At 62.6% G+C, this 18741-nt stretch carries 16 protein-coding genes; 11 read left to right on the top strand and 5 right to left on the bottom strand.

The annotated features are described in order from the left end of the window. The first annotated feature begins 19 nt into the window (after positions 1 to 19). Genes PQQ96_RS32570 through PQQ96_RS32560 form a run of 3 tightly spaced genes read left to right on the top strand, consistent with a single transcriptional unit; the run spans position 20 to position 2775 of the window. Positions 20 to 256, top strand: coding sequence for an acyl carrier protein (locus PQQ96_RS32570; RefSeq protein ID WP_408300180.1), 237 nt, complete (start codon positions 20 to 22; stop codon positions 254 to 256). A 7-nt stretch (positions 257 to 263) separates the two neighbouring features. After that, positions 264 to 1883, top strand: a complete 1620-nt coding sequence (locus tag PQQ96_RS32565; protein WP_408300178.1) for an AMP-binding protein — start codon at positions 264 to 266, stop codon at positions 1881 to 1883. After that, positions 1876 to 2775, top strand: coding sequence for an alpha-amylase family protein (locus PQQ96_RS32560; protein WP_408300177.1), 900 nt, complete (start codon positions 1876 to 1878; stop codon positions 2773 to 2775). Before PQQ96_RS32565 ends, PQQ96_RS32560 begins: the two co-directional genes overlap by 8 nt. A 121-nt stretch (positions 2776 to 2896) precedes the next feature. Here PQQ96_RS32560 and PQQ96_RS32555 read toward each other — a convergent pair whose 3' ends face one another. Then, complete coding sequence (locus PQQ96_RS32555) at positions 2897 to 3526, bottom strand: LysE/ArgO family amino acid transporter (protein ID WP_408300175.1); 630 nt, start codon at positions 3524 to 3526, stop codon at positions 2897 to 2899. A 97-nt stretch (positions 3527 to 3623) separates the two neighbouring features. Between PQQ96_RS32555 and PQQ96_RS32550 the strand changes: the two genes are divergently transcribed. Beyond that, entirely contained in the window at positions 3624 to 4517 is an 894-nt protein-coding gene (locus PQQ96_RS32550) for a LysR family transcriptional regulator ArgP (protein WP_408300173.1), read from the top strand. A gap of 50 nt (positions 4518 to 4567) precedes the next feature. Here PQQ96_RS32550 and PQQ96_RS32545 read toward each other — a convergent pair whose 3' ends face one another. After that, on the bottom strand, positions 4568 to 5968 hold the full coding sequence (locus PQQ96_RS32545) for an NAD(P)/FAD-dependent oxidoreductase (RefSeq protein ID WP_408300171.1): 1401 nt from the start codon (positions 5966 to 5968) through the stop codon (positions 4568 to 4570). Between the two features lie 153 nt (positions 5969 to 6121). Here PQQ96_RS32545 and PQQ96_RS32540 point away from each other — a divergent pair, with 153 nt between their 5' ends. The 3 genes from PQQ96_RS32540 to PQQ96_RS32530 all read left to right on the top strand — a co-directional run bounded on the left by PQQ96_RS32540 (position 6122) and on the right by PQQ96_RS32530 (position 10538). Further along, positions 6122 to 7087 carry a LysR family transcriptional regulator gene (locus tag PQQ96_RS32540; protein ID WP_408300169.1) on the top strand — a complete coding sequence of 322 codons (966 nt, stop codon included), beginning with the start codon at positions 6122 to 6124 and terminating at the stop codon, positions 7085 to 7087. Positions 7088 to 7362: 275 nt separating this feature from the next. Further along, the gene (locus PQQ96_RS32535) at positions 7363 to 8979 is read left to right on the top strand and encodes a purine-cytosine permease family protein (RefSeq protein WP_408300167.1); all 1617 of its coding nucleotides are present in this window, start codon (positions 7363 to 7365) and stop codon (positions 8977 to 8979) included. Between the two features lie 167 nt (positions 8980 to 9146). After that, complete coding sequence (locus PQQ96_RS32530) at positions 9147 to 10538, top strand: NAD(P)/FAD-dependent oxidoreductase (RefSeq protein ID WP_408300165.1); 1392 nt, start codon at positions 9147 to 9149, stop codon at positions 10536 to 10538. A 124-nt stretch (positions 10539 to 10662) separates the two neighbouring features. Here the strand turns inward: PQQ96_RS32530 and PQQ96_RS32525 are convergent, their stop codons facing one another. Then, a complete protein-coding gene (locus tag PQQ96_RS32525) occupies positions 10663 to 11034 on the bottom strand; it encodes a cupin domain-containing protein (RefSeq protein WP_408300163.1) in 372 nt (123 codons plus the stop codon). 195 nt (positions 11035 to 11229) lie between these two features. Here PQQ96_RS32525 and PQQ96_RS32520 point away from each other — a divergent pair, with 195 nt between their 5' ends. Continuing rightward, positions 11230 to 12666 (top strand): aldehyde dehydrogenase family protein, encoded by a 1437-nt coding sequence (locus tag PQQ96_RS32520; protein ID WP_408300161.1) that lies wholly within the window; start codon positions 11230 to 11232, stop codon positions 12664 to 12666. A gap of 49 nt (positions 12667 to 12715) precedes the next feature. Further along, positions 12716 to 13339: a hypothetical protein gene (locus PQQ96_RS32515; RefSeq protein ID WP_408300159.1), complete on the top strand. Its 624-nt coding sequence runs from the start codon at positions 12716 to 12718 to the stop codon at positions 13337 to 13339. A 60-nt stretch (positions 13340 to 13399) separates the two neighbouring features. On the opposite strand, the gene PQQ96_RS32510 is transcribed toward PQQ96_RS32515, so the two are convergent. After that, positions 13400 to 14779, bottom strand: coding sequence for an ATP-grasp domain-containing protein (locus tag PQQ96_RS32510; RefSeq protein ID WP_408300157.1), 1380 nt, complete (start codon positions 14777 to 14779; stop codon positions 13400 to 13402). A 191-nt stretch (positions 14780 to 14970) separates the two neighbouring features. Continuing rightward, positions 14971 to 15921 (bottom strand): LysR substrate-binding domain-containing protein, encoded by a 951-nt coding sequence (locus tag PQQ96_RS32505; RefSeq protein WP_408300155.1) that lies wholly within the window; start codon positions 15919 to 15921, stop codon positions 14971 to 14973. Positions 15922 to 16039: 118 nt separating this feature from the next. Between PQQ96_RS32505 and PQQ96_RS32500 the strand changes: the two genes are divergently transcribed. Then, a complete protein-coding gene (locus PQQ96_RS32500; protein ID WP_408300153.1) occupies positions 16040 to 17212 on the top strand; it encodes a M20 aminoacylase family protein in 1173 nt (390 codons plus the stop codon). 78 nt (positions 17213 to 17290) lie between these two features. Next, positions 17291 to 18646 carry an MFS transporter gene (locus PQQ96_RS32495; RefSeq protein WP_408300151.1) on the top strand — a complete coding sequence of 452 codons (1356 nt, stop codon included), beginning with the start codon at positions 17291 to 17293 and terminating at the stop codon, positions 18644 to 18646. The last annotated feature ends 95 nt before the right edge of the window (positions 18647 to 18741 follow it).

Here is an 18741-nt window from a genome sequence, read left to right as displayed (position 1 = left end):
TTTCCACGAGGACAACACAATGACTCAAAACGAAACGCTGCACGCTGAAGTCGCGTCACTGGTCGAATCCGTCGTCCTGCGCCTTGTACGCGATGATGAGTTGCTGCTGGAGACGGGGCTGGTCGATTCGGTGCTGGCCGTCGAAATCGTGATGGGTGTCGAGATGCAGTTCGGCGTGCGTATTCCACCGACCGAGATCGCCGAGCATCTGGCGTCCGTGAATACGCTTGCTTCCTTCATCGCCGCCAATCGCTAGGCGCACCATGCGATTCGATCTGAGCACGAGCCGTTTTGTCGACACCGATGTGCGCGCCGACGCGTGGGCAGTGATCGGCGCCGATCGCGCGTTGCGCTGGCACGAGTTGGCGGAGCAGGCGCACGCATGGGCCGCGCAGGCGCGCGAGCACGGTTTTGGCGCGGATGTGCCGGTGATCGTACGCGGCCACAAGGAGGCTGGCTTTTTTGTGGCGATGGTGGGGGCGTTGCTGCTTGGCGCGCCATTCGTGCCGGTCGATACGATCTACCCGGATGAGCGGATGCTGCGCATCGCGAGCACGCTCGGCGCGCAGACGTACTTTGACGCGCAGGGTGGACGCTTCGTTGGGTTGAACGGGCAGGGCGTGCCGGCGGAGCCGGTCGCGGCGGTGGCATCAGCGGCTGCGTCGACGGCAGCGGCAGCGGGGTCAATTGCTTCGGCATTGGCGGCTGCGGCAACGGCGTCGACTGCTTCGGCATCGGCGTCAACGGCAACAGCGTCAACGGCATCCGCATCGGCACCGCCGGCATTGCACGAGAAAAATCTCGCGTACGTGCTGTTCACCTCGGGCACGACCGGCGAGCCCAAGGGCGTGCAGATCGGCCGGGAAAGCGTCGCTGCGTTGGCCGGCTGGATGGCGGCCGATTTCGCGCTGGGCGACGCGCCGGTGTTCCTGAATCAGGCGCCGTTCAGCTTCGATCTGTCGATGTACGAAGTATTCGGCACGCTCGCGCTCGGCGGCACCGTCGTGCTCGCCTCACGTGCGCTGACGGCGCAGGGCGCAACGTTGCTCGCCACGCTCGCACGGTATAGCGTGACCACATGGGTGTCGACGCCGTCGTTCGCGCAGCAGCAGTTACTCAATCCGCAGTTCTCGCAAGAGGGCCTGCCGGCGCTCAGGACCTTTCTGTTCTGCGGCGAAGTGCTGCCCGTCACACTCGCGCGGCAACTGCGACAGCGCTTTCCGGCCGCACGGATCATCAACACGTACGGACCGACTGAAGCTACGGTGGCGACCACCTGGATCGTCGTCGACGATGCGGTGCTCGCGCATCATGCACGCCTGCCGATCGGCTACGCCAAGCGCGACGCCGAGGTGTTCGTCGATGACGGCGAGTTGTGCATCGCCGGTGCGCACGTGATGCGCGGATATCTAAATCGCGAAGACCTGAATGCCGCGCGCGTGTTCACCCATAACGGCAAACGGGCGTTTCGCACCGGCGATCTGGGCGCGGTCGATGCCGACGGGCTGCTGTTTTGCCACGGACGTATCGACGATCAGATCAAGATGGGCGGTTACCGGATCGAACTCATGGAGATCGATGCAGCCTTGCGCGCGCTGCCTGGTGCGGCGAGCGCTGCCGCTGTGCCGTTGCAGCGGCCGGATGGCTCGGTCGCGCGCGTTGTCGCGTTCGTTGCAACCGGCAGCGACGATAGCCGTCTGCCCGACGCGCTGCACGACTGGAAGGCGCTGCTGGCCGCGCGCCTGCCGTCGTATATGATCCCGTCAGAATTGCTCGCGTGCCGGTCCCTGCCGGTATCGGTCAACTTCAAGATCGATCGCGCGCAACTTGCTCAGGATTATCGTGACGTTCATCTCAAAGCACAGCGCCAGCACAATGCGTAATTCACACGAGGTTCAGACCCGGGAAGGCGAGCCGGTCTCGCCACGCCGCCGCGCGCTGCTCGCTGCGAGCGCGTGCGCCGCGCTCGTGTATGGCTGCTCAGCGCCAGGTTCCGGCGACGCCGGAGCGTTGGCGCAGGGCGTGGTCTGGCAGCTCGACGAAGATCATGTCAACCCGCATGGCGACTGGAACCGCCTCGGTGTGACAGATCTGCTGGTGCAATGGACGGCGGTGGACGGCACGTCGTTTCTGCCCGGTACCGCTATGCAAACGGCCCAACGTCTGCCTGACTGGACGCGAATTGGCGGCGAACCGTGGGCGCGCAATGTGATCGTCGGTCTCGCCGGACGTTTCGACGAAACCACGGCCCGTGCGCAAGCGGCGCAACTGGTCGAGCAATCGAAGCAACTGGTGGCCGTGCGGCCGGCGGTTCATATCGACGGTTACTATTTTCCGGTTGAAGTCGATCCGACCTGGAAGGACGCTACGGCGCTCGCGCCTTTGCTCGACAAGCTGCCGCGGCCGCTGTGGATCAGCGTCTACGACAACTCGAATATCGGCGGTCCGGCATTAGCGGCGTGGCTGGACGGCTGGCTGCCGCGCGATGTCGGCGTGTTTCTGCAGGATGGTTGTGGTGTCTATGCGCGCGGCCCGGCGGCTGCGCGTGAATATGCGGACGCGCTGGCCGCGCGGCTCGGCAAGGACCGTGTGCGGATCATCGCCGAGGCATTCCGTCCTGCCCAGGGCGGTGCATTCCGCGCGGCGACGGCTGCCGAACTGTCGCCGCAACTGCTTGCGTATCGTGGCTACCGGACTTATCTATTCGACGGGCCGCATTATGTGTCGACGCAACTCGTGCAGGATCTGCTTGGCATGCAGCAGGTGCAGAAGTAGGGGCTGGGCGGTGCCGCGACTTGTGAACGTCGGCAACGGTTGGGAGTGAGGATGCCCGTCACTGTTCAATGCGACTGCGGGATCACCAGTGCCTGAGAGAAATCAGGGCGCTTGCCTGCGTTTACCGCAACTGCGTCACCGCCAGCAGCAACACCATGCTGCCAATCGCACCATCCAGCACTCGCCACGCCGTAGCCCGGCGAAACAGCGGCGCCAGCGCACGCGCGCCGTATCCCAGACCGATAAACCAGACCCCACTCACGGCCATCGCGCCAAGCGCGAACGCCACCCGTGCGCCTTCCGGTTCTCGCGCGCCAGCCGTGCCGATCAGCAGGAAGGTGTCGAGATACACGTGCGGATTGAGCCACGTAAAGGCCAAAGTCATCAGGATGATCGGCATTGCCCGTTGGACGGGTGCCTTGCCCGGCGCCGCGCTGCTTGCATTGGCATCCAGGACCGCATGGCCCGGCCGCACCGCGCGGCGCAGCGCGTTGATGCCGAACCAGGCCAGATAGGCGAGCCCCACATACAGCATCGCGTGGACGAACACCGGATAGCGCTCCACCAGGACCGACGCGCCACCGACGCCCGCACCGATCAGGATGAAGTCCGACAGCGCGCACAGCGCGATGATCTTGCCGACGTGCGAGCGCATGATGCCCTGACGGAGCACAAAGGCGTTTTGCGCGCCGATTGTCACGATCAGCGACGCGCACAGGGCGGCACCGTGGGAAAAAGACAGCCAATTCATAATCGATCCAGTAGACGGGAGAAGCGAACGAGGCTAGTCTGCGGTTTTGTTTCTCATAAGAGAAGCTAATTTACTTAATGCAGATTAAGGAACGCTAATGCTCGACTATGCGCTGCTCGACGCGCTCGCCGCCGTGGTGCGGCACGGTTCGTTCGATCGTGCGGCCAGCGAACTGAATGTGACGCCCTCAGCCGTCTCCCAGCGGGTCAAACTGCTGGAGGAGCGGGTGGGCAGTGTGCTCGTGAAGCGCGGCCAGCCGTGTGTCGCGACCACCTCGGGCGCGCTGTTGTGCCGCCATACCGAACGCGTGCAATTGCTGGAAGCGGAGCTGACCGGCCGCCTGCCGGCGTTGCCAGGCGCGCTGGTGGAACCGTGGCCGGCATTGCGCGTGGCCGTCAACGACGACAGCGTGGGGACCTGGTTTATCGACGCGGTGGCGCAGTTCTGCGTGGAGCGGGAGATGCTGCTCGATCTCGTCATCGACGATCAGGATCACACTGCACAGCGGATTCGCGATGGCAGCGTGCAAGGCGCGGTTACCACACAAGCGGAGCCGGTGCAGGGCTGCCGCTCGACACGCCTCGGGCGGATGCGCTATCTGGCCGTCTGCACGCCGGCGTTTCTCGAGCGTCATTTTGCCGATGGCGTCACGCGCGAGTCGCTGCAGCGCGCGCCGTGCGTCGATTTCAATCCGAAGGATCAGTTGCAGAAGCGCTTCATGCGCCGCATTACGCGAGCGGATCTGGATCCGCCCTTGCACTGGATTCCGCACGTCGCGGGTTTTTTGCGCGCCTGCGTAACGGGCCTGGGCTGGGGCATGTGCCCCGAACGGATGATCGCGCCGCATCTGGCCAGCGGCGAGTTAGTGGACATGGCGCCCGGCAAGCATATCGATATCGATCTGTACTGGCAGAGCTGGCGCTTGTCGATCGGCTGGCTCGACGATTTCGGCGCGGTGCTCCGCAAGCGGGCGACGGAGTTTCTGGATTGAGCGTCGGGCGGGCGGCGTTTTCTGAAGGGCGCCGCCCGCGTTCGCAACATTCAATGCAGCCGGATCACCGGATGCACGCGTCTGCGCAACCAGTGGCTTGCCGAATCGAGCGCCATGCGTGCGAAGCCGGTCAACGTCATCACATGGCGGCGATAGATGAGCTTGTAGACGGCGGTTGCCAACCAGCCGTCGACGAACACCGGCTGCGTCAGCAAGCTGTTGCTCACGCTGCCGATCGTGCCTTCGCGGCCGAAACCCACCAACGTGCCGGCGTCGCGATAGACGAACTCGGGCAAGGGCTCGCCCGCGATCCGGCACTTCAGCGCACGCGCCAGAAACAACGCTTGCTGATGCGCGACCTGAGCGCGCGGCGCCAGAAACACGTCCGCGTGGTCAGAAGTCGGGCAGGCCGCACAATCGCCGAGTCCGAATATGTTCGCGTCGTTCGTGCATTGCAGTGTGCGGTTCACCTGCACCTGTGCATTGCGATTCACAGCGATGCCGTCCAGCGTGCGCAACACCGGTGGCCCCGCGATGCCGGCAGTCCAGATCGCGATATCGCTGGCGAGCGGCGCGCCTTCATTCGTCAGCACGGCATCGGCGCGCACTTCGGTGACGCGCGTGGCGTTCAACACTTCGACGCCAAGACTACCGAGCATCGTTTGCGCGCGCGCCGAAATCGTTTCGGATAGGGCGGGCAGCACGCGTTCGCTGCTTTCGATCAGCCGGATACGGAAGTCGCGCACGGGATCGAGTGAAAACGGGCTATAGCGGTTCAGCAGACGCACCGTGTCGCGCACCGCAGCGGCAAGTTCAACGCCTGTGGCGCCCGCACCGATGATGTTGATCGACACCGGCGTGTCCGCTTGCGCGGTCCGCGCGCGACGCGCATGGTTCGCCCGCAGACAGGCATCGAGCAACTTGCGGCGAAACGCTTCCGCGTGGGCGACCGATTCGAGCGGCAAGGCGTATTCGGCCGCGCCGAGCACACCGAAGTATTGCGTGACGCTGCCCATGGCCAGGACCAGCGTATCGAATGCAAGCTGCCGTGATGGCAGAATTTCGCGGCCGTCGGCATCGTGGAGCGCATTCAGCGTGATGTTCTGGCTTGTACGATCGAGCGCGGCGAGTTCGCCCTGTTCGAATTCGAAGCCATGCCGTTGCGCCTGCACCGCATATTGCAGTTGATGCGTGGCCGGATCGAGTTGGCCCGACGCGGCTTCATGCAGCAGCGGCTTCCAGAAATGCGTCGGCCACCGATCCACCAGCACGATCTGCGCGAGACCGGCGCGTCCGAGCGTTTCCGACAGGCGCGTAGCGAGCCCCAGCCCGCCGACGCCGCCACCGACGATCACGACGCGATGCGCCGCCGCTGGTGTCGATTGAGCCGTTTGCTGCCTTTGCTGTCTGCGTTGCGTGGTAGAGGCTTCCTGCTGATCGATTGCGGCCATGATCCGTATCCTCCTGAAGTTATCTGTGCTGGGCCGGTGAAAGTTTGCGGGCTATTCCCGGTATTCATCGGCCTCATCTGTCAGGGCCAGTATAGAATCGGCGGAAACCGCAGCACAATTTAATGTTTATACAGAACATATAGGTTTTCACTTATGTTAAAAACCGCCACGTTCCGTCAATTGAAAGCTTTGCATACGGTCGCGAAGCTCGGCAGCGTGTCGCGCGCGGCCGAAGAACTGAAGCTCACGCAACCGGCGGTGTCGCTGCAGGTGCGTCTGCTCGAAGAGTCTGCGGGGGCGCCTCTGTTGCAGCGGGTGGGCCGTGGCGTGCAGTTGACCGCGGCGGGCGAGATCCTCGCGCGCTATGCACTGGAAATCCTCGATCTATGGAACGGCGCGGCGGACGATCTCGCCGCGCTACATGGCGAGCAGGGCGGCACGCTACGCATCGGTGCGATCACGACCGCGGAATATCTGATTCCGCCCTTTCTGGTGCGATTTACCGAGTTGCGCCCGCAGGTGAAGGTGCAGTTCAAGGTCGGCAATCGCGCCGACATCATCCGTATGCTGGCCACGCACGAGATCGATCTCGCGGTGATGGGCAGCGCGCCGCGCGAATTGCGTACGGTGGCGACCGCTTTCGCGAAGCATCCGATGGCATTTGTCGCCTCGCCCGCCCATGCGCTGATGAAGAAAAAGCGCCTGTCGCTGGACGATCTGCAAACCGCGAATCTGTTCGTGCGGGAGCGGGGCTCGGGCACGCGTTCGACCGTCGAGAATCTGTTTCGACTCGCTGGGCACAAGCTGCATATCGGCTCCGAACTCTCGAGTAACGAGGCGATCAAGCAACTGGTCGAGGCGGGCTTGGGGGTCGCGTTTCTGTCGTTGCATGCGTGTTCGCTGGAGTTTCAGGCGGGGCTGCTGGCGTTGCTGCCCCTGCCCGCCAATCCGATCGAGCGCGACTGGTACGTGATGCACGTGTCCGATAAACGCCTGCCGCATGTCGCCGGTCTGTTCCGCGATTTTCTGATCGAGCACGGCATGTCCGGTGTGGTGCCGGTGCCGCTGCCGACGGTTGCCGCGGCGAAACGGCGCCGTCAGGCGCGCGAGGCAAGTTAGTCTTCACTCGCGGATTCTCGCTATTCGCTTCGACGTTTGCGCGTTCCGAGGGCGGAATGAGCTTCCTACGCAGCCCCCCGTGGCCGCCACAGAGCCTTATTTGACGGGGCTTTCCGGTTACATCTACCGAGATCGAAGTAAAGGTTGTGCTGGCGATATTTTTGCCTGCGCCGATTGTCTTTACAGTGACGTCCAGACATCTGAGAAAAGTGGACGCCACATCCCCGTGGCGAGCCATTGTGAGTGAGACCTGGCCGTTACAGGAGTTGGAGACAATGAGCAGTGACAGCATCACCCAAGTTGAAACATTCGGTTTTGAACGCATTCCAGATCGGTCGCGTTATGCGCGGCCGATCGATCTGTTCCGCTTGCTGTTCGGCGGTTGCAATACTTTTTCCACTTCGGTGCTCGGCAGTTTTCCGGTGCTGCTCGGTTTGTCGTTCAAGGCGGGCGTTTATTCGATCGTGCTCGGCGTGCTGATCGGTTCGTGCATCCTCGCGCCAATGGGCCTGTTTGGCCCGCGCAACGGCACGAGCGATCCGGTTTCGTCGGGGGCGCATTTCGGTATTCATGGCCGGATCGTCGGCTCCTTTCTTGCAGTGTTGACTGCGGTCGCGTTCTTCTCGCTGGCGGTGTGGAGTTCGGGCGATGCGCTCGTGGGCGGTGCGAATCATCTGCTCGGCCTGCCGGTCAACTGGATGACGTTGAGCTTCGCGTACGGTCTCTTTGCGGTGCTGGTGCTCACCGTCTGCGTCTACGGTTTCCGCTTCATGCTGTGGGTCAACAAGATCGCCGTATGGGCGGCGAGTCTGCTGTTCGTGCTCGGTATCGCGGCGTTCGCCGGGGCGTTCGATAGCGCGTACGCCGGCAAGGTCGCGCTCGGCTCGGTGGGTTTCTGGCCGGCGTTCGTGAGCGCCGTGCTGGTTGCGATGAGCAATCCGGTGTCGTTCGCCTGCACGCTCGGCGACTGGGCCCGCTATATTCCGCAAAACACGCCGAAGAAGCGCACGATCCTCGCGGTCATGCTCGCGCAACTGGCGACCTTCGTGCCGTTTTTCTTCGGCCTCGCCACTGCAACGATCATCGCCGGCAAGGCGCCGGATTTCATCGCGTCGAACAACTACGTGGGCGGTCTGCTGGCGATCTCGCCGAACTGGTTCTTTCTGCCCGTGTGCCTGATTGCGATAATCGGCGGGATGTCGACGGGAACTACCGCGCTGTACGGCACCGGGCTCGATATGTCGAGCATGTTTCCCAAGTTTCTGAACCGCGTGCGGGCGACGCTGCTGATCGGCAGCCTCGCAATCGGCTTCATTTTTCTTGGCCGCTTCGCGTTCAACCTGGTCGAAAGCGTGTCGACGTTCTCGGTGCTGATCAACGTCTGCAGTTGCCCGTGGATGGTGATCATGATTATCGGTTTCGTGACGCGGCGCGGCTTCTACCTGTCCGACGATCTGCAGGTGTTCAATCGCGGCGGCCGTGGCGGTCATTACTGGTTCAAGCATGGCTGGAACTGGCGCGCAATGGGCGCCTGGATTCCGAGCGCGGTGATCGGCCTGTGCTTCGTCAATTTGCCGGATCAGTTCGTCGGTCCGCTTGGGCAGCTCGCCGGTGGTCTCGACATCAGCATGCCGGTGTCGCTGACGCTTGCCTGCGCGTTGTATATCGGGTTGCTACAGTGCTTTCCTGAACCGGATGGCGTGTATGGGCCGCTTGGCCGCCGCTGGTTGCGTAGCGGTTCGCAGCGCAATGTGATCGTGCATCCGGTGGTGCCGGCGACTAAGCTTAAGGCTGGTGAGCCGCAATTGAAGGCGCAAACGAAGTCGCAACCGCAGCAGCGCGCCGCGCAACGCGAACGCGAAGAAGCGCTGGACACGCAGGACGCGGGTTGATCGTGCGGTTCGCGGCGCTCGGGGCGGGCGCGGTCAGACTGCCCCGAGGCAGAATCGAGGCGGCTTTGGAAGCTGCACCGCATCTGCGCCGAAGCCGCACTAAGGCCGCACCGACGCAACAGTTACGCAATACATGCAATGGTATTCAAGTTGAGTAGGCAAACAAGATGAGCGAGTCAGTAAAGCGCGCGTTTGAAGGTGTAAAGCTGTTTCCGTTCTGGCTGGACAATCCGCGTGCACCGGCTGTCGAACGGGAATTGATCGGTCCGACTTCCGCGGATCTGGTGGTGGTCGGCGGTGGTTTTACTGGATTGTGGGCCGCGATTCAGGCGAAAGAAGCGGACCCGTCGCTCGACGTCGTGCTGGTCGAAGCAGGGAAGGTGGCCTACGGCGCATCGGGCCGTCCGGGCGGGATCGTTTCCACGTCGGTGATGCATGGTCTGCCGAACGCGACGCGGGTCTTTCCGCAAGACCTCGACGTGCTGGAAAAGCTGGGCCAGGAGAACCTCGACGGCTTCAAGGAATCCTTGACGCGTTACGGCATTGAAGCGGACGTCGAATGGAATGGCGAGATGACGGTTGCCGTCGATCCGGGCCACCTCGATCATCTGAAAGGCGATTACGAGCTGCACGTGGCGCATGGGCATGATGTCGTGCTGCTCGACAGCAAGGGCGCGCGCGAACAACTCGATTCGCCGCTGTTCGCGGGCGCGATGTGGTCGCGCAATCGCAGCGGCACGATTCACCCGGCGAAGCTCGCGTGGGGTCTGAAAGCCGCCGCGCTGAAACTCGGCGTGCGTCTGCATGAACACTCGCCGATCACGCGTATGGAAGATCGCGGCGCGACGATGGTCGTGCATACGCAATCGGGCCGCATCGAAACGCCGCGCGTGCTGCTCGGTACCGGTACGGCGGATGTGGGCGTGACCGACATCAAGCGCCGCGTGATGCAGGTGCGCGATCACATCATCGCGACCGCGCCTTTGAGCGACGAGCAGATGGCGCGCATCGGCTGGCACAATCGCCAGGGCATCTACGATACGCGTACGCAGCTCAATTATTTCCGTCTCACGAAAGACAACCGGATCATCTTCGGCGGCCGTGTGAGTTATCACTTCGGCGGCGATCCGAATCCGGCAGCGGATCGTGACGAGAGCACCTACTACAAGCTCGCCGAAGCGTTTTATCGCACCTTCCCGCAACTGGACGACGTGCGCTTCACCCATGCATGGGGCGGCCCAATCGACTACTGCTCACGCGGCGCGGTGTTCGCGCGCCGCTATCACGGCGGCAAGAGCGTGTTCGTCGCGGGCTATACGGGTTTTGGCGTGGCTGGCAGCCGCTTCGGTGCGAAGATGGGCCTCGACATGCTGTGGAATCGCGATACGCTGATTACGTCGCTCGATATTTCGCGCAAAGGGCCGTCGTACATTCCGCCGGAACCGCTGCGCTGGATCGCCGCGAAGATCACTTTCAACGCGTTCGACGGCGCCGACGATCGCGGCGGCTGGCGGCGTCTGTGGATTAATTCGATCAAGGCGCTGGGTTTCCCGATGTAGTGGTGGAGGGTGTCGCGAGGGTGTTCATTTGTCTGGCGGTTTTTTACTGATTGCCGCCAGAATAAAAAAACCGCACCTTAACGGGTGCGGTTCTTGTTGAGGCAACGGTGTGATGCAGTGTGAATCAACCGCAGTACACGATGCTGTACTTCTTGGTCGCCACCGGCATATGCCACGTGCCCGAGAAGCCCTTGTGCAGGATGAAGGCGTCGCCGGCGGTATAGCGTTCGCTGCGGCCGTTGTCGCTGGTGATGACGACTTCGCCTTCGATCAGCACGCAGACTTCGTGGATCGGCAGGTCGGCCAGCTTCAGCGTGCCCGCATCGCATTGCCACACGCCGGCGGACAGCATGTTGGTCGCGTCCGAGAATGCGTTGAGGGCGTGCGGGGCCTTGGCGCCGTCGAGAATGACGTCGGCGGGATCGTGCAGGGCAGGGTTCAGGCCAGAAGCGCCGGGGCCCTTAGCGTCGATGCGGGTGAAAGTGATGGTGCTCATGTGTCTCTCCTGGGTAATGTGATTCGATGACGGAATCGAAGCAGAACCGGAGTCTGAGCCAAAGCTGCGTAGCGATGAATTTCGATTTGAAGACATTCAGATTGAGCGGCGTCGATGTAAGGCATTCGATACCGCTAGGGGCGCGATTTGCGGCCCACCCTCTGACCTAACACATTCATGTAAAGGACTCAGTCCATGGAACACGCCAAACAGTTTTATATCGACGGCCAATGGGTCGCTCCGCTTGATCCGGCCAATGCTGCCACGCTCGACGTGATCGATCCTTCCACGGCCACTGCCTTCGCGCAGATTTCGCTCGGCACCGCGGCCGATGTCGATCGCGCCGTGGCAGCGGCAAAGCGTGCTTTTCCGGCCTACAGCGAGACGACGATCGCGCGGCGCATCGATTTGCTGCAAGCGGTCCTCGACGTCTACCGCAAGCGCTACGACGACATGGTGCACGCGATCAGCCGCGAGATGGGCGCACCGCTGCAATATGCGAATGACGCGCAGGCATGGACCGGCGTCGCGCATCTGGAGACGATGATCCGCACGCTCGACACGTTTGAATTCGAGTACGTGAAGAGCAGCATTCAGATCCGCAAGGAAGGGGTCGGCGTGTGCGGGCTGATTACGCCGTGGAACTGGCCGGCCTTGCAGATCGCCACCAAGGTTGTGCCCGCGCTCGCGGCCGGCTGCACGATGGTGCTCAAACCCTCGGAACTCGCGCCGCTCTCCGGCATCCTCTTCGCCGAGATCCTTGACGAAGCGGGGGTGCCGGCCGGCGTGTTCAACCTCGTCAACGGCGAAGGCGCGACGGTGGGTGAGGCGATGTCGCGTCATCCGGACATCGACATGATGTCGTTCACCGGTTCGACGCGTGCCGGCGTGCAGGTCGCCAAGGCCGCGGCGGATACGGTCAAGCGCGTGCATCAGGAGCTGGGTGGCAAATCGGCTAACCTGATTCTCGAAGATGCCGATCTGAAGCAGTCTGTGATGCGCGGTGCACGTGCGTGTTTCGACAACAGTGGCCAGTCGTGCGATGCGCCGACCCGCATGTTCGTGCCGCGCGCACGTTTGGAAGAGGCATTGGCGTATGCGAAGGAAGCGGCTGAAGCGCTGGTCGTCGGTCCCGCGGATGCCAAGGGTGTCGATCTTGGCCCGGTCATCAGCGAGCAGCAGTTCGACAAGATCCAGCGGCTGATTGGCGTGGGTATCGAAGAGGGTGCGACGCTGGTGGCCGGTGGTCCGGGGCGTCCTGAAGGCTTGAAGGATGGTTACTTCGTACGCCCGACGGTATTCGGCAATGTCACACCGAACATGACGATCGCGCGCGAAGAGATTTTCGGACCGGTGCTGTCGATTCTCGGCTACGACTCCGAAGACCAGGCGGTCGCGATGGCTAACGATAGTCTCTACGGTCTCGCAGGCTATGTGCAATCGGCGTCGATCGAGCATGCGTATGCCGTGGCGAAGCGCTTGCGTACCGGCACGATCTATCTGAACTACGCGGACTACAGTCCCGATGCGCCGTTCGGCGGCTTCAAGCAATCGGGCAATGGCCGCGAGTACGGCGAGTTCGGTCTGGAGGACTTTCTGGAGATCAAGGGCGTGGTCGGCTACGCGGATTGAGGCTGCGTGACCGCCGGTCGGTGATGTGGCTCGGCGATGTCCCTCAGTGATGTCCCTTAGTGACGTCACTGAGCCGCGCAAGCATAACGAAAGTAATGCGGGCAGTGAGGGACATCACCGCGCCGGCAGCTTCCCGATGGTTGTTCTGAACCTGAGAGCGCGGGTTGAGGGCGTCTATAATCCTCACCGGAATTCGCCATCGGATCTTGAACCTGTGAAAACAACTATCGCTATCGCGTTTGCTGCGCTTGCCCTGAGTGGCTGCATGTCCGCCGAAAAACAAGAGGCAGAGGCGCGCGACTTTACCCGTTCAGAGAGCCTGCTTGATACGGCACAGAGTAACGCCGCGATTGCGTGCGCGGATCAGACGCAGTGCGACAGGGCCTGGTCGCTCACGAAGGACTACGTAGCAGCACATTCTTCCACATCGATCGTTCGCGCCGATGCCGCAGCGATCGAGACCGACGTTCCGAGCCGCTCGGGGCACGCGGTCTTTTCGGCCACGCGCGTGGCCAAGGGCAGCGGCGCGACGATCACGCTGTATGCGCAGTGTCGTGGCATGTATGGTCCGGATCGCGCGATGGGCTCCGACTACGACGATTGCGTCAAGCAGATCGCTCCGGCGCAAAACGGCTTCGTGCCATTTCTGCGCCAGCATCTTTCCAGCCAGTAATCTGGCCAGTAAGCCGGGTGTAGCGGGCGAACGTAGCGCGCAAACCTGGCAGCTTGGCGTTCAGGTCGCGGCATGGCGCGACATCATCCGCTCGAATGCATCGACGATACGTTGCACGTAGGGATTTTTGTGGGCGAGGGTGCCGGTCTCGCGCTCGAAGTGCGCCAGCATCGTCGCGTTCGCTTCGAAGACCAGCACCTGTCCTTCGGGCAGCACCGTGAAGTCGATGCCTCCATAGTCGAGATCGAGCCGCTTGCCGATTGCCACGATTGCACTCATCACTCGCTCGCCGAGCGCGGCGCGCGGATTGTCGAGGAAGCGCTGTTCTTCCTCCAGCTTCCACGGGTGGTCTTCCATGTCGGCAGAGTAGTAGTGCACCATCCAGTGCGGCGAAATCGCCAGATGGTAGGGAAATGGCTCCCGGTCGACAAAAATGATCCGGTATTTGCGGTAGAAACCGTCGGCGCTGCGAGTGTCGCGAAACGCCGTCAGATAGAACACCCCGGCTTGTGTCGGCAGCCACGCTTCGAGCGCTGCGCGGTTTTCGCATAGCGTCAATCCGTCGCCGCCGTGCGTAGCGGCGGGACGCGCCAGCACCGGAAAGTCGATGCCGCCCGCCGCGAGCAGGGCGTCAAGCGCGGCGCGTGAAGCCGGCGCGGCATCGCACTGTACGCAAGGCGCCACCTGCACGTCCGGCAACCCGTCGAACAGGCGCGCGGTAATGTGCCGCTGGGTTCGTGCGACAGCGGCGGGAGGGTTTAGCAGGGGCTGTGCGCAACGCGAGACGAAGCGCGCGAGCCGTCCCGCAAGCGGGGCGGCGATATCCGCATCGCCAATCGCGTTGAACACCAGGTCGTAGGGCGGTAGCTGACGGTCTTCTTCGTCGGCGGCGTAGTCGATCGCGTACTTGATGCGGTAACAGGTCGTGCCGGGCAGCAATGCATCGAACGGCACGTTGCCGGCAGTGTGTGCCGCGCAAAGGATCAGCACCCGGCGCCGCTCCGTGCCGCTGCCCTCGACAAAGACGCGCTGGATCCGGTAGGCACGCTCGCGGTACGCGGCGGCTTCAGAGACGCGTCCAACGCTGGCGAGGATGGCAGCCAGATTCTGGCAGGCCACTGCGACATGCGGATCGAGCGTCAGAACGAGGCGGTACCAGTACTCGGCGATGACGTGATCGCCTTTCATGAAGTATCCGGTCGCGACATCGCAGAGATTCGAGGCGCTGGCGTCGGGCGCCGCAGCGGCGTAGGCGTCCAGCGTGTGGGCGGCGATCAGATGAGCGACGGCACCCAGTTCGTCGCCGTCGGTACGCCGGGGTTCAGCAAGGGCGCGGTGACGGGACGGATCGAGCGAGGCGCTGTCGCCGGCATGCCCCGCTGACGCGCCTGGAGGGGGTGTCTTGCAGTCGGCTTCGTTGTTGTCGGGATTCTGGGTCACGGTCGATCGAGATAGCGGCAGGGCGGCGTGCCATTGCGCACTCGAAGCATAGCGGGCGTGCATGCGATTCAGCTTACAGCCAGGGTAGCCTCGCAGATGACTGGACTGCGGTGACCGTACCGTGCCACTTCGAGCACGACGAAATGACGCGAGCCCGCGACGTCGCTCAACGACGCCATACGGTCACGCCACTACAGCAGCAGTTCGATCGAATGAAACAGGCGGCGCAGCTCGGGGTCCGGCGAGCGTGCGCCTTCGTCGATGACTTCGCGCAAACACGCCAGGAAACACTCAGCGGCCGGACTTGTCGGCGCGCCGCGGCGTGATGTGATGCTGACGATGGTTTCGTCCACCGTTTCGCGCAAGGGCAACGCCCACAGCTTCTCTTTCGCTATGGTCACCTCGACAAGCGGCCACGGAAAGATGCTCAGCATGTCGGTGTGCGCGAGCAGACCTAGCACCACGGCCAGCGAATGCGCCAGATGAATCGTATGGGGCACACTCATGCCGCGCTTGCGGAACACGTTGTCTGAAATCGTTTCGCGGCTTGCGGGATCCCAGTTCAGCACCCATTCGGCGTCTTCGAGTTCGAGCAGCGTGCGGCAACCCGCCTTCGGATGATCGCGGCGCGCGACGACTGCTGAATGCGTCGAAAACAGCGGCACATTGTGAAACTCCGATTGCGGCGAAGCAGGCGGCGGACGGCCAATCGAAAAGTCGAGACTGCCATCGCGCAAGCGGGGTTGCACGACTGCCAACAGACCCTCGAAAAATTCAAGCTGGACTTCTGGCATGCGTTGCCGGAACCGCTGCACCGTCGGCGGCAGAAAAGTCAGCGCCACCCACGGCGTGACGCCGATCGACAGTTTGCCGGCCGCCGCGCCGCGCATTGCTTCAATCTCCGCTTCCGCGCGTTGCAACTGGCCGAGCACCAGCCGGGCATGCACGACCAGCGCACGGCCGAACTCCGTGAACGCCACGCCGCTTGCGCCGCGCACCAGCAGCGGCGCGTGCAGATCGGCCTCCAGTTCGCGCATGGCCTTGGTCACGGCGGCCGGCGAAAGGTCGAGCGAACGGGCCGCCGCCCGGATACTGCCGGTATCCGCAATGGCCGCTAAGGTACTGAGTTGATGCAGTTTCATCTGGAAAACCCGTAGAAGCATGGCAACCACAGGTTGCCACCGCAACGATTCTACGCCTGCCGCTGGAAAATCGTCGTCGTTATGCTGGGCCCTTGCTTTCATAGACGGAGACGACATCGTGAACACCATGGCCATCCCGGCGGGCATCGCCGAACTCGAAGACGAAATGATCGCGCTGCGCCGCCGTATCCACGCGCAGCCCGAACTGGCTTACGAAGAGTTCGCTACCGGCGACCTGGTCGCCGAGCGTTTGCAGGAGTGGGGCTACACCGTGCATCGCGGGCTGGGCCAGACCGGTGTTGTAGGGCAGCTGAAAGTAGGCGCCGGTACGCGCAGACTCGGCCTGCGTGCCGACATGGACGCACTGCCGATCCACGAGACCACGGGGCTGCCCTATGCGAGCACCGTCCCCGGCAAGATGCACGCATGTGGCCACGACGGCCACACCGCGATACTGCTGGCGGCCGCCAAGCATCTGGCGCAGGAGAAATCGTTCGACGGCACGTTGAACCTGATTTTCCAGCCCGCTGAAGAAGGGCAGGCCGGTGCGAAGAAAATGCTCGAAGACGGCCTGTTCGACAAGTTTCCCTGCGATGCCGTCTTCGCCATGCACAACATGCCTGGTTTTCCGACGGGCAAGTTCGGCTTCCTGCCGGGCTCGTTCATGGCTTCGTCCGATACGGTGATCATCAAGGTGACCGGTCGCGGTGGTCATGGCGCGGTGCCGCACAAGGCGGTCGATCCGGTCGTGGTGTGCGCGCAGATCGTGCTGGCGTTGCAGTCGATCGTATCGCGCAACATTGCGCCGCTCGACATGGCGATCATCACCGTCGGCGCGATTCACGCTGGCGACGCACCGAACGTGATTCCCGAAACCGCCGAGATGCGGCTGTCCGTGCGCGCGCTGAAGCCCGAGGTTCGTAACTATTTGCAGGAGCGCATCACGGCGGTCGCCTGCGGACAGGCGGCGGTGTTCGGTGCGCGGGCGCACGTCGATTATCAGCGCCGTTATCCGGTGCTCGTCAACGATGTAGAGATGACCGGTCTCGCACGGCAAGTCGCGCTCGACTGGCTCGGCGAAGATGGCTTGATCGCCGACATGCAGCCGCTGACGGGCAGTGAAGATTTCGCGTTCCTGCTGGAGCGTTGCCCGGGCAGCTACCTGATCATCGGCAACGGTGACGGCGAGGGCGGTTGCATGGTCCACAACCCGGGTTACGACTTCAACGACGATTGCCTCGCCACCGGCGCGGCGTATTGGGTACGGCTCGCACAGACGTTCCTCGTCTGAGGCTGGCCGGGCGCAGGCCGGATATTTGCCAAAGCGGCCGCAGAGCCCCGCATCGTCATGGGCACCAAGGAGACACAGATGGACTATTCCGCTACACCGCAACCCGCGGGCACCGACGCGTTGAATCTCGCCGACGCGTCCGCCATGCAGCCCGCCAAACACACGAGCCACGCCAAAGCGATCGCCGCGATCACGCTCGGCAACGGCCTCGAGTTTTTCGATTTCACGATCTACAGCTTTTTCGCGACGATCATCGGCAAGCTGTATTTCCCGGTGGAAGGGCAGCTCGCGCAATTGATGCTGGCGGTCGGCACGTTCGGCGTCGGCTTCATCATGCGGCCGGTGGGCGGCATTGTTCTCGGCGCGTACGCCGATCGCGCCGGGCGCAAGGCCGCGATGAGTCTCACGCTGTGGCTGATGACGCTCGGCTCGGCGATCATTGCGTTCGCGCCGACATACGCGGCGATCGGTATCGCTGCGCCGTTACTGGTGATCCTTGCGCGATTGATTCAAGGTTTCGCGCTGGGCGGCGAGATCGGCGCATCGACATCGCTGCTGCTTGAATATGGCAGCAACAAGACGCGTGGATTCTATGGAAGTTGGCAGTTTGTGAGCCAGGGATTGAACACTGTTTGTGGTTCGCTGCTGGGCGTCGCGCTGGCGGCGGCGTTGTCTACTGCCGCACTGGAGAGCTGGGGCTGGCGCGTGCCGTTTGTGATTGGCATGGCGATGGGGCCGATTGGCATTTACATCCGGCGGCATCTGGACGAAACGTTGCCGGGGGTGGAAGACGGTACTGTTTCGGCCGCGCAGGCACCTGATGCACAGCCGGTTCGCAAGCTGTTTCGCGAGCATTCACGCGTGATCACGACGGGCGTATTGACGACGATTGGTGGTACGGCGGCGAACTACATCGTGCTGTTTTATCTGTCGACTTACGCGATTCGGATTTTGCATTTGCCGATGTCGTCGGCGTTGTGGGCCGCTTGGACCGCGGCGATCGTGACGGTGATCTGTTCGCCGTTTGCGGGGGCGTTGTCCGATCGCGTGGGGCGCAAGCGGGTTTTGTGGGTGTCTCGGGTGTTGTTGATTGCCGCTGTCTATCCGGCTTTTATGATCATCAATGCGACGCCTACGGTGCCTGTGCTGTTATCGGTTGTCGCGGTGCTGGCTGTCTTTGTCGCGTTTACTGCGGTGCCTAATATCGTCATGTTGCCTGAGATGTTTCCGCGCGAGATTCGCGCTACGGGGATGTCGATTGTTTATTGTTTAGGGGTCTCTATTTTTGGTGGGTTTGCGCAGTTTTTTGCTACCTGGTTGATTCAGATTTCAGGGAGTAATTTGGCTCCTGCCTGGTATTTGATTGGATGTGGGATTGTGTCGTTGTTGCCGTTGCCGTTTATGCGGGAGACTGCTGGGAAGGCTATTGATTGAAGGGGTTTTTTTGCCTGCGCGGCGCTTTGGGTGTTTGCCTGCGGTGTTGGGCTTTTCTTGATCTGGTTGTCTGCGCCCGGGCTTTGTTGTCTGTA

The organism is Paraburkholderia sediminicola, assembly GCF_046027825.1.
GTDB lineage: Bacteria > Pseudomonadota > Gammaproteobacteria > Burkholderiales > Burkholderiaceae > Paraburkholderia > Paraburkholderia sediminicola_D.
The sequence above is the reverse complement of the archived record's forward strand: the minus strand, read 5'-3'. Positions and strand labels throughout refer to the sequence as shown.

Coding starts and splice junctions, on each gene's coding strand:
- PQQ96_RS32540 (WP_408300169.1), top strand. CDS start 6,122: ATGTTAAAAACCGCCACGTTCCGTCAATTGAAAGCTTTGCATACGGTC.
- PQQ96_RS32570 (WP_408300180.1), top strand. CDS start 20: ATGACTCAAAACGAAACGCTGCACGCTGAAGTCGCGTCACTGGTCGAA.
- PQQ96_RS32565 (WP_408300178.1), top strand. CDS start 264: ATGCGATTCGATCTGAGCACGAGCCGTTTTGTCGACACCGATGTGCGC.
- PQQ96_RS32530 (WP_408300165.1), top strand. CDS start 9,147: ATGAGCGAGTCAGTAAAGCGCGCGTTTGAAGGTGTAAAGCTGTTTCCG.
- PQQ96_RS32505 (WP_408300155.1), bottom strand. CDS start 15,921: ATGAAACTGCATCAACTCAGTACCTTAGCGGCCATTGCGGATACCGGC.
- PQQ96_RS32560 (WP_408300177.1), top strand. CDS start 1,876: ATGCGTAATTCACACGAGGTTCAGACCCGGGAAGGCGAGCCGGTCTCG.
- PQQ96_RS32550 (WP_408300173.1), top strand. CDS start 3,624: ATGCTCGACTATGCGCTGCTCGACGCGCTCGCCGCCGTGGTGCGGCAC.
- PQQ96_RS32525 (WP_408300163.1), bottom strand. CDS start 11,034: ATGAGCACCATCACTTTCACCCGCATCGACGCTAAGGGCCCCGGCGCT.
- PQQ96_RS32515 (WP_408300159.1), top strand. CDS start 12,716: ATGTCCCTTAGTGACGTCACTGAGCCGCGCAAGCATAACGAAAGTAAT.
- PQQ96_RS32495 (WP_408300151.1), top strand. CDS start 17,291: ATGGACTATTCCGCTACACCGCAACCCGCGGGCACCGACGCGTTGAAT.
- PQQ96_RS32520 (WP_408300161.1), top strand. CDS start 11,230: ATGGAACACGCCAAACAGTTTTATATCGACGGCCAATGGGTCGCTCCG.
- PQQ96_RS32545 (WP_408300171.1), bottom strand. CDS start 5,968: ATGGCCGCAATCGATCAGCAGGAAGCCTCTACCACGCAACGCAGACAG.
- PQQ96_RS32555 (WP_408300175.1), bottom strand. CDS start 3,526: ATGAATTGGCTGTCTTTTTCCCACGGTGCCGCCCTGTGCGCGTCGCTG.
- PQQ96_RS32535 (WP_408300167.1), top strand. CDS start 7,363: ATGAGCAGTGACAGCATCACCCAAGTTGAAACATTCGGTTTTGAACGC.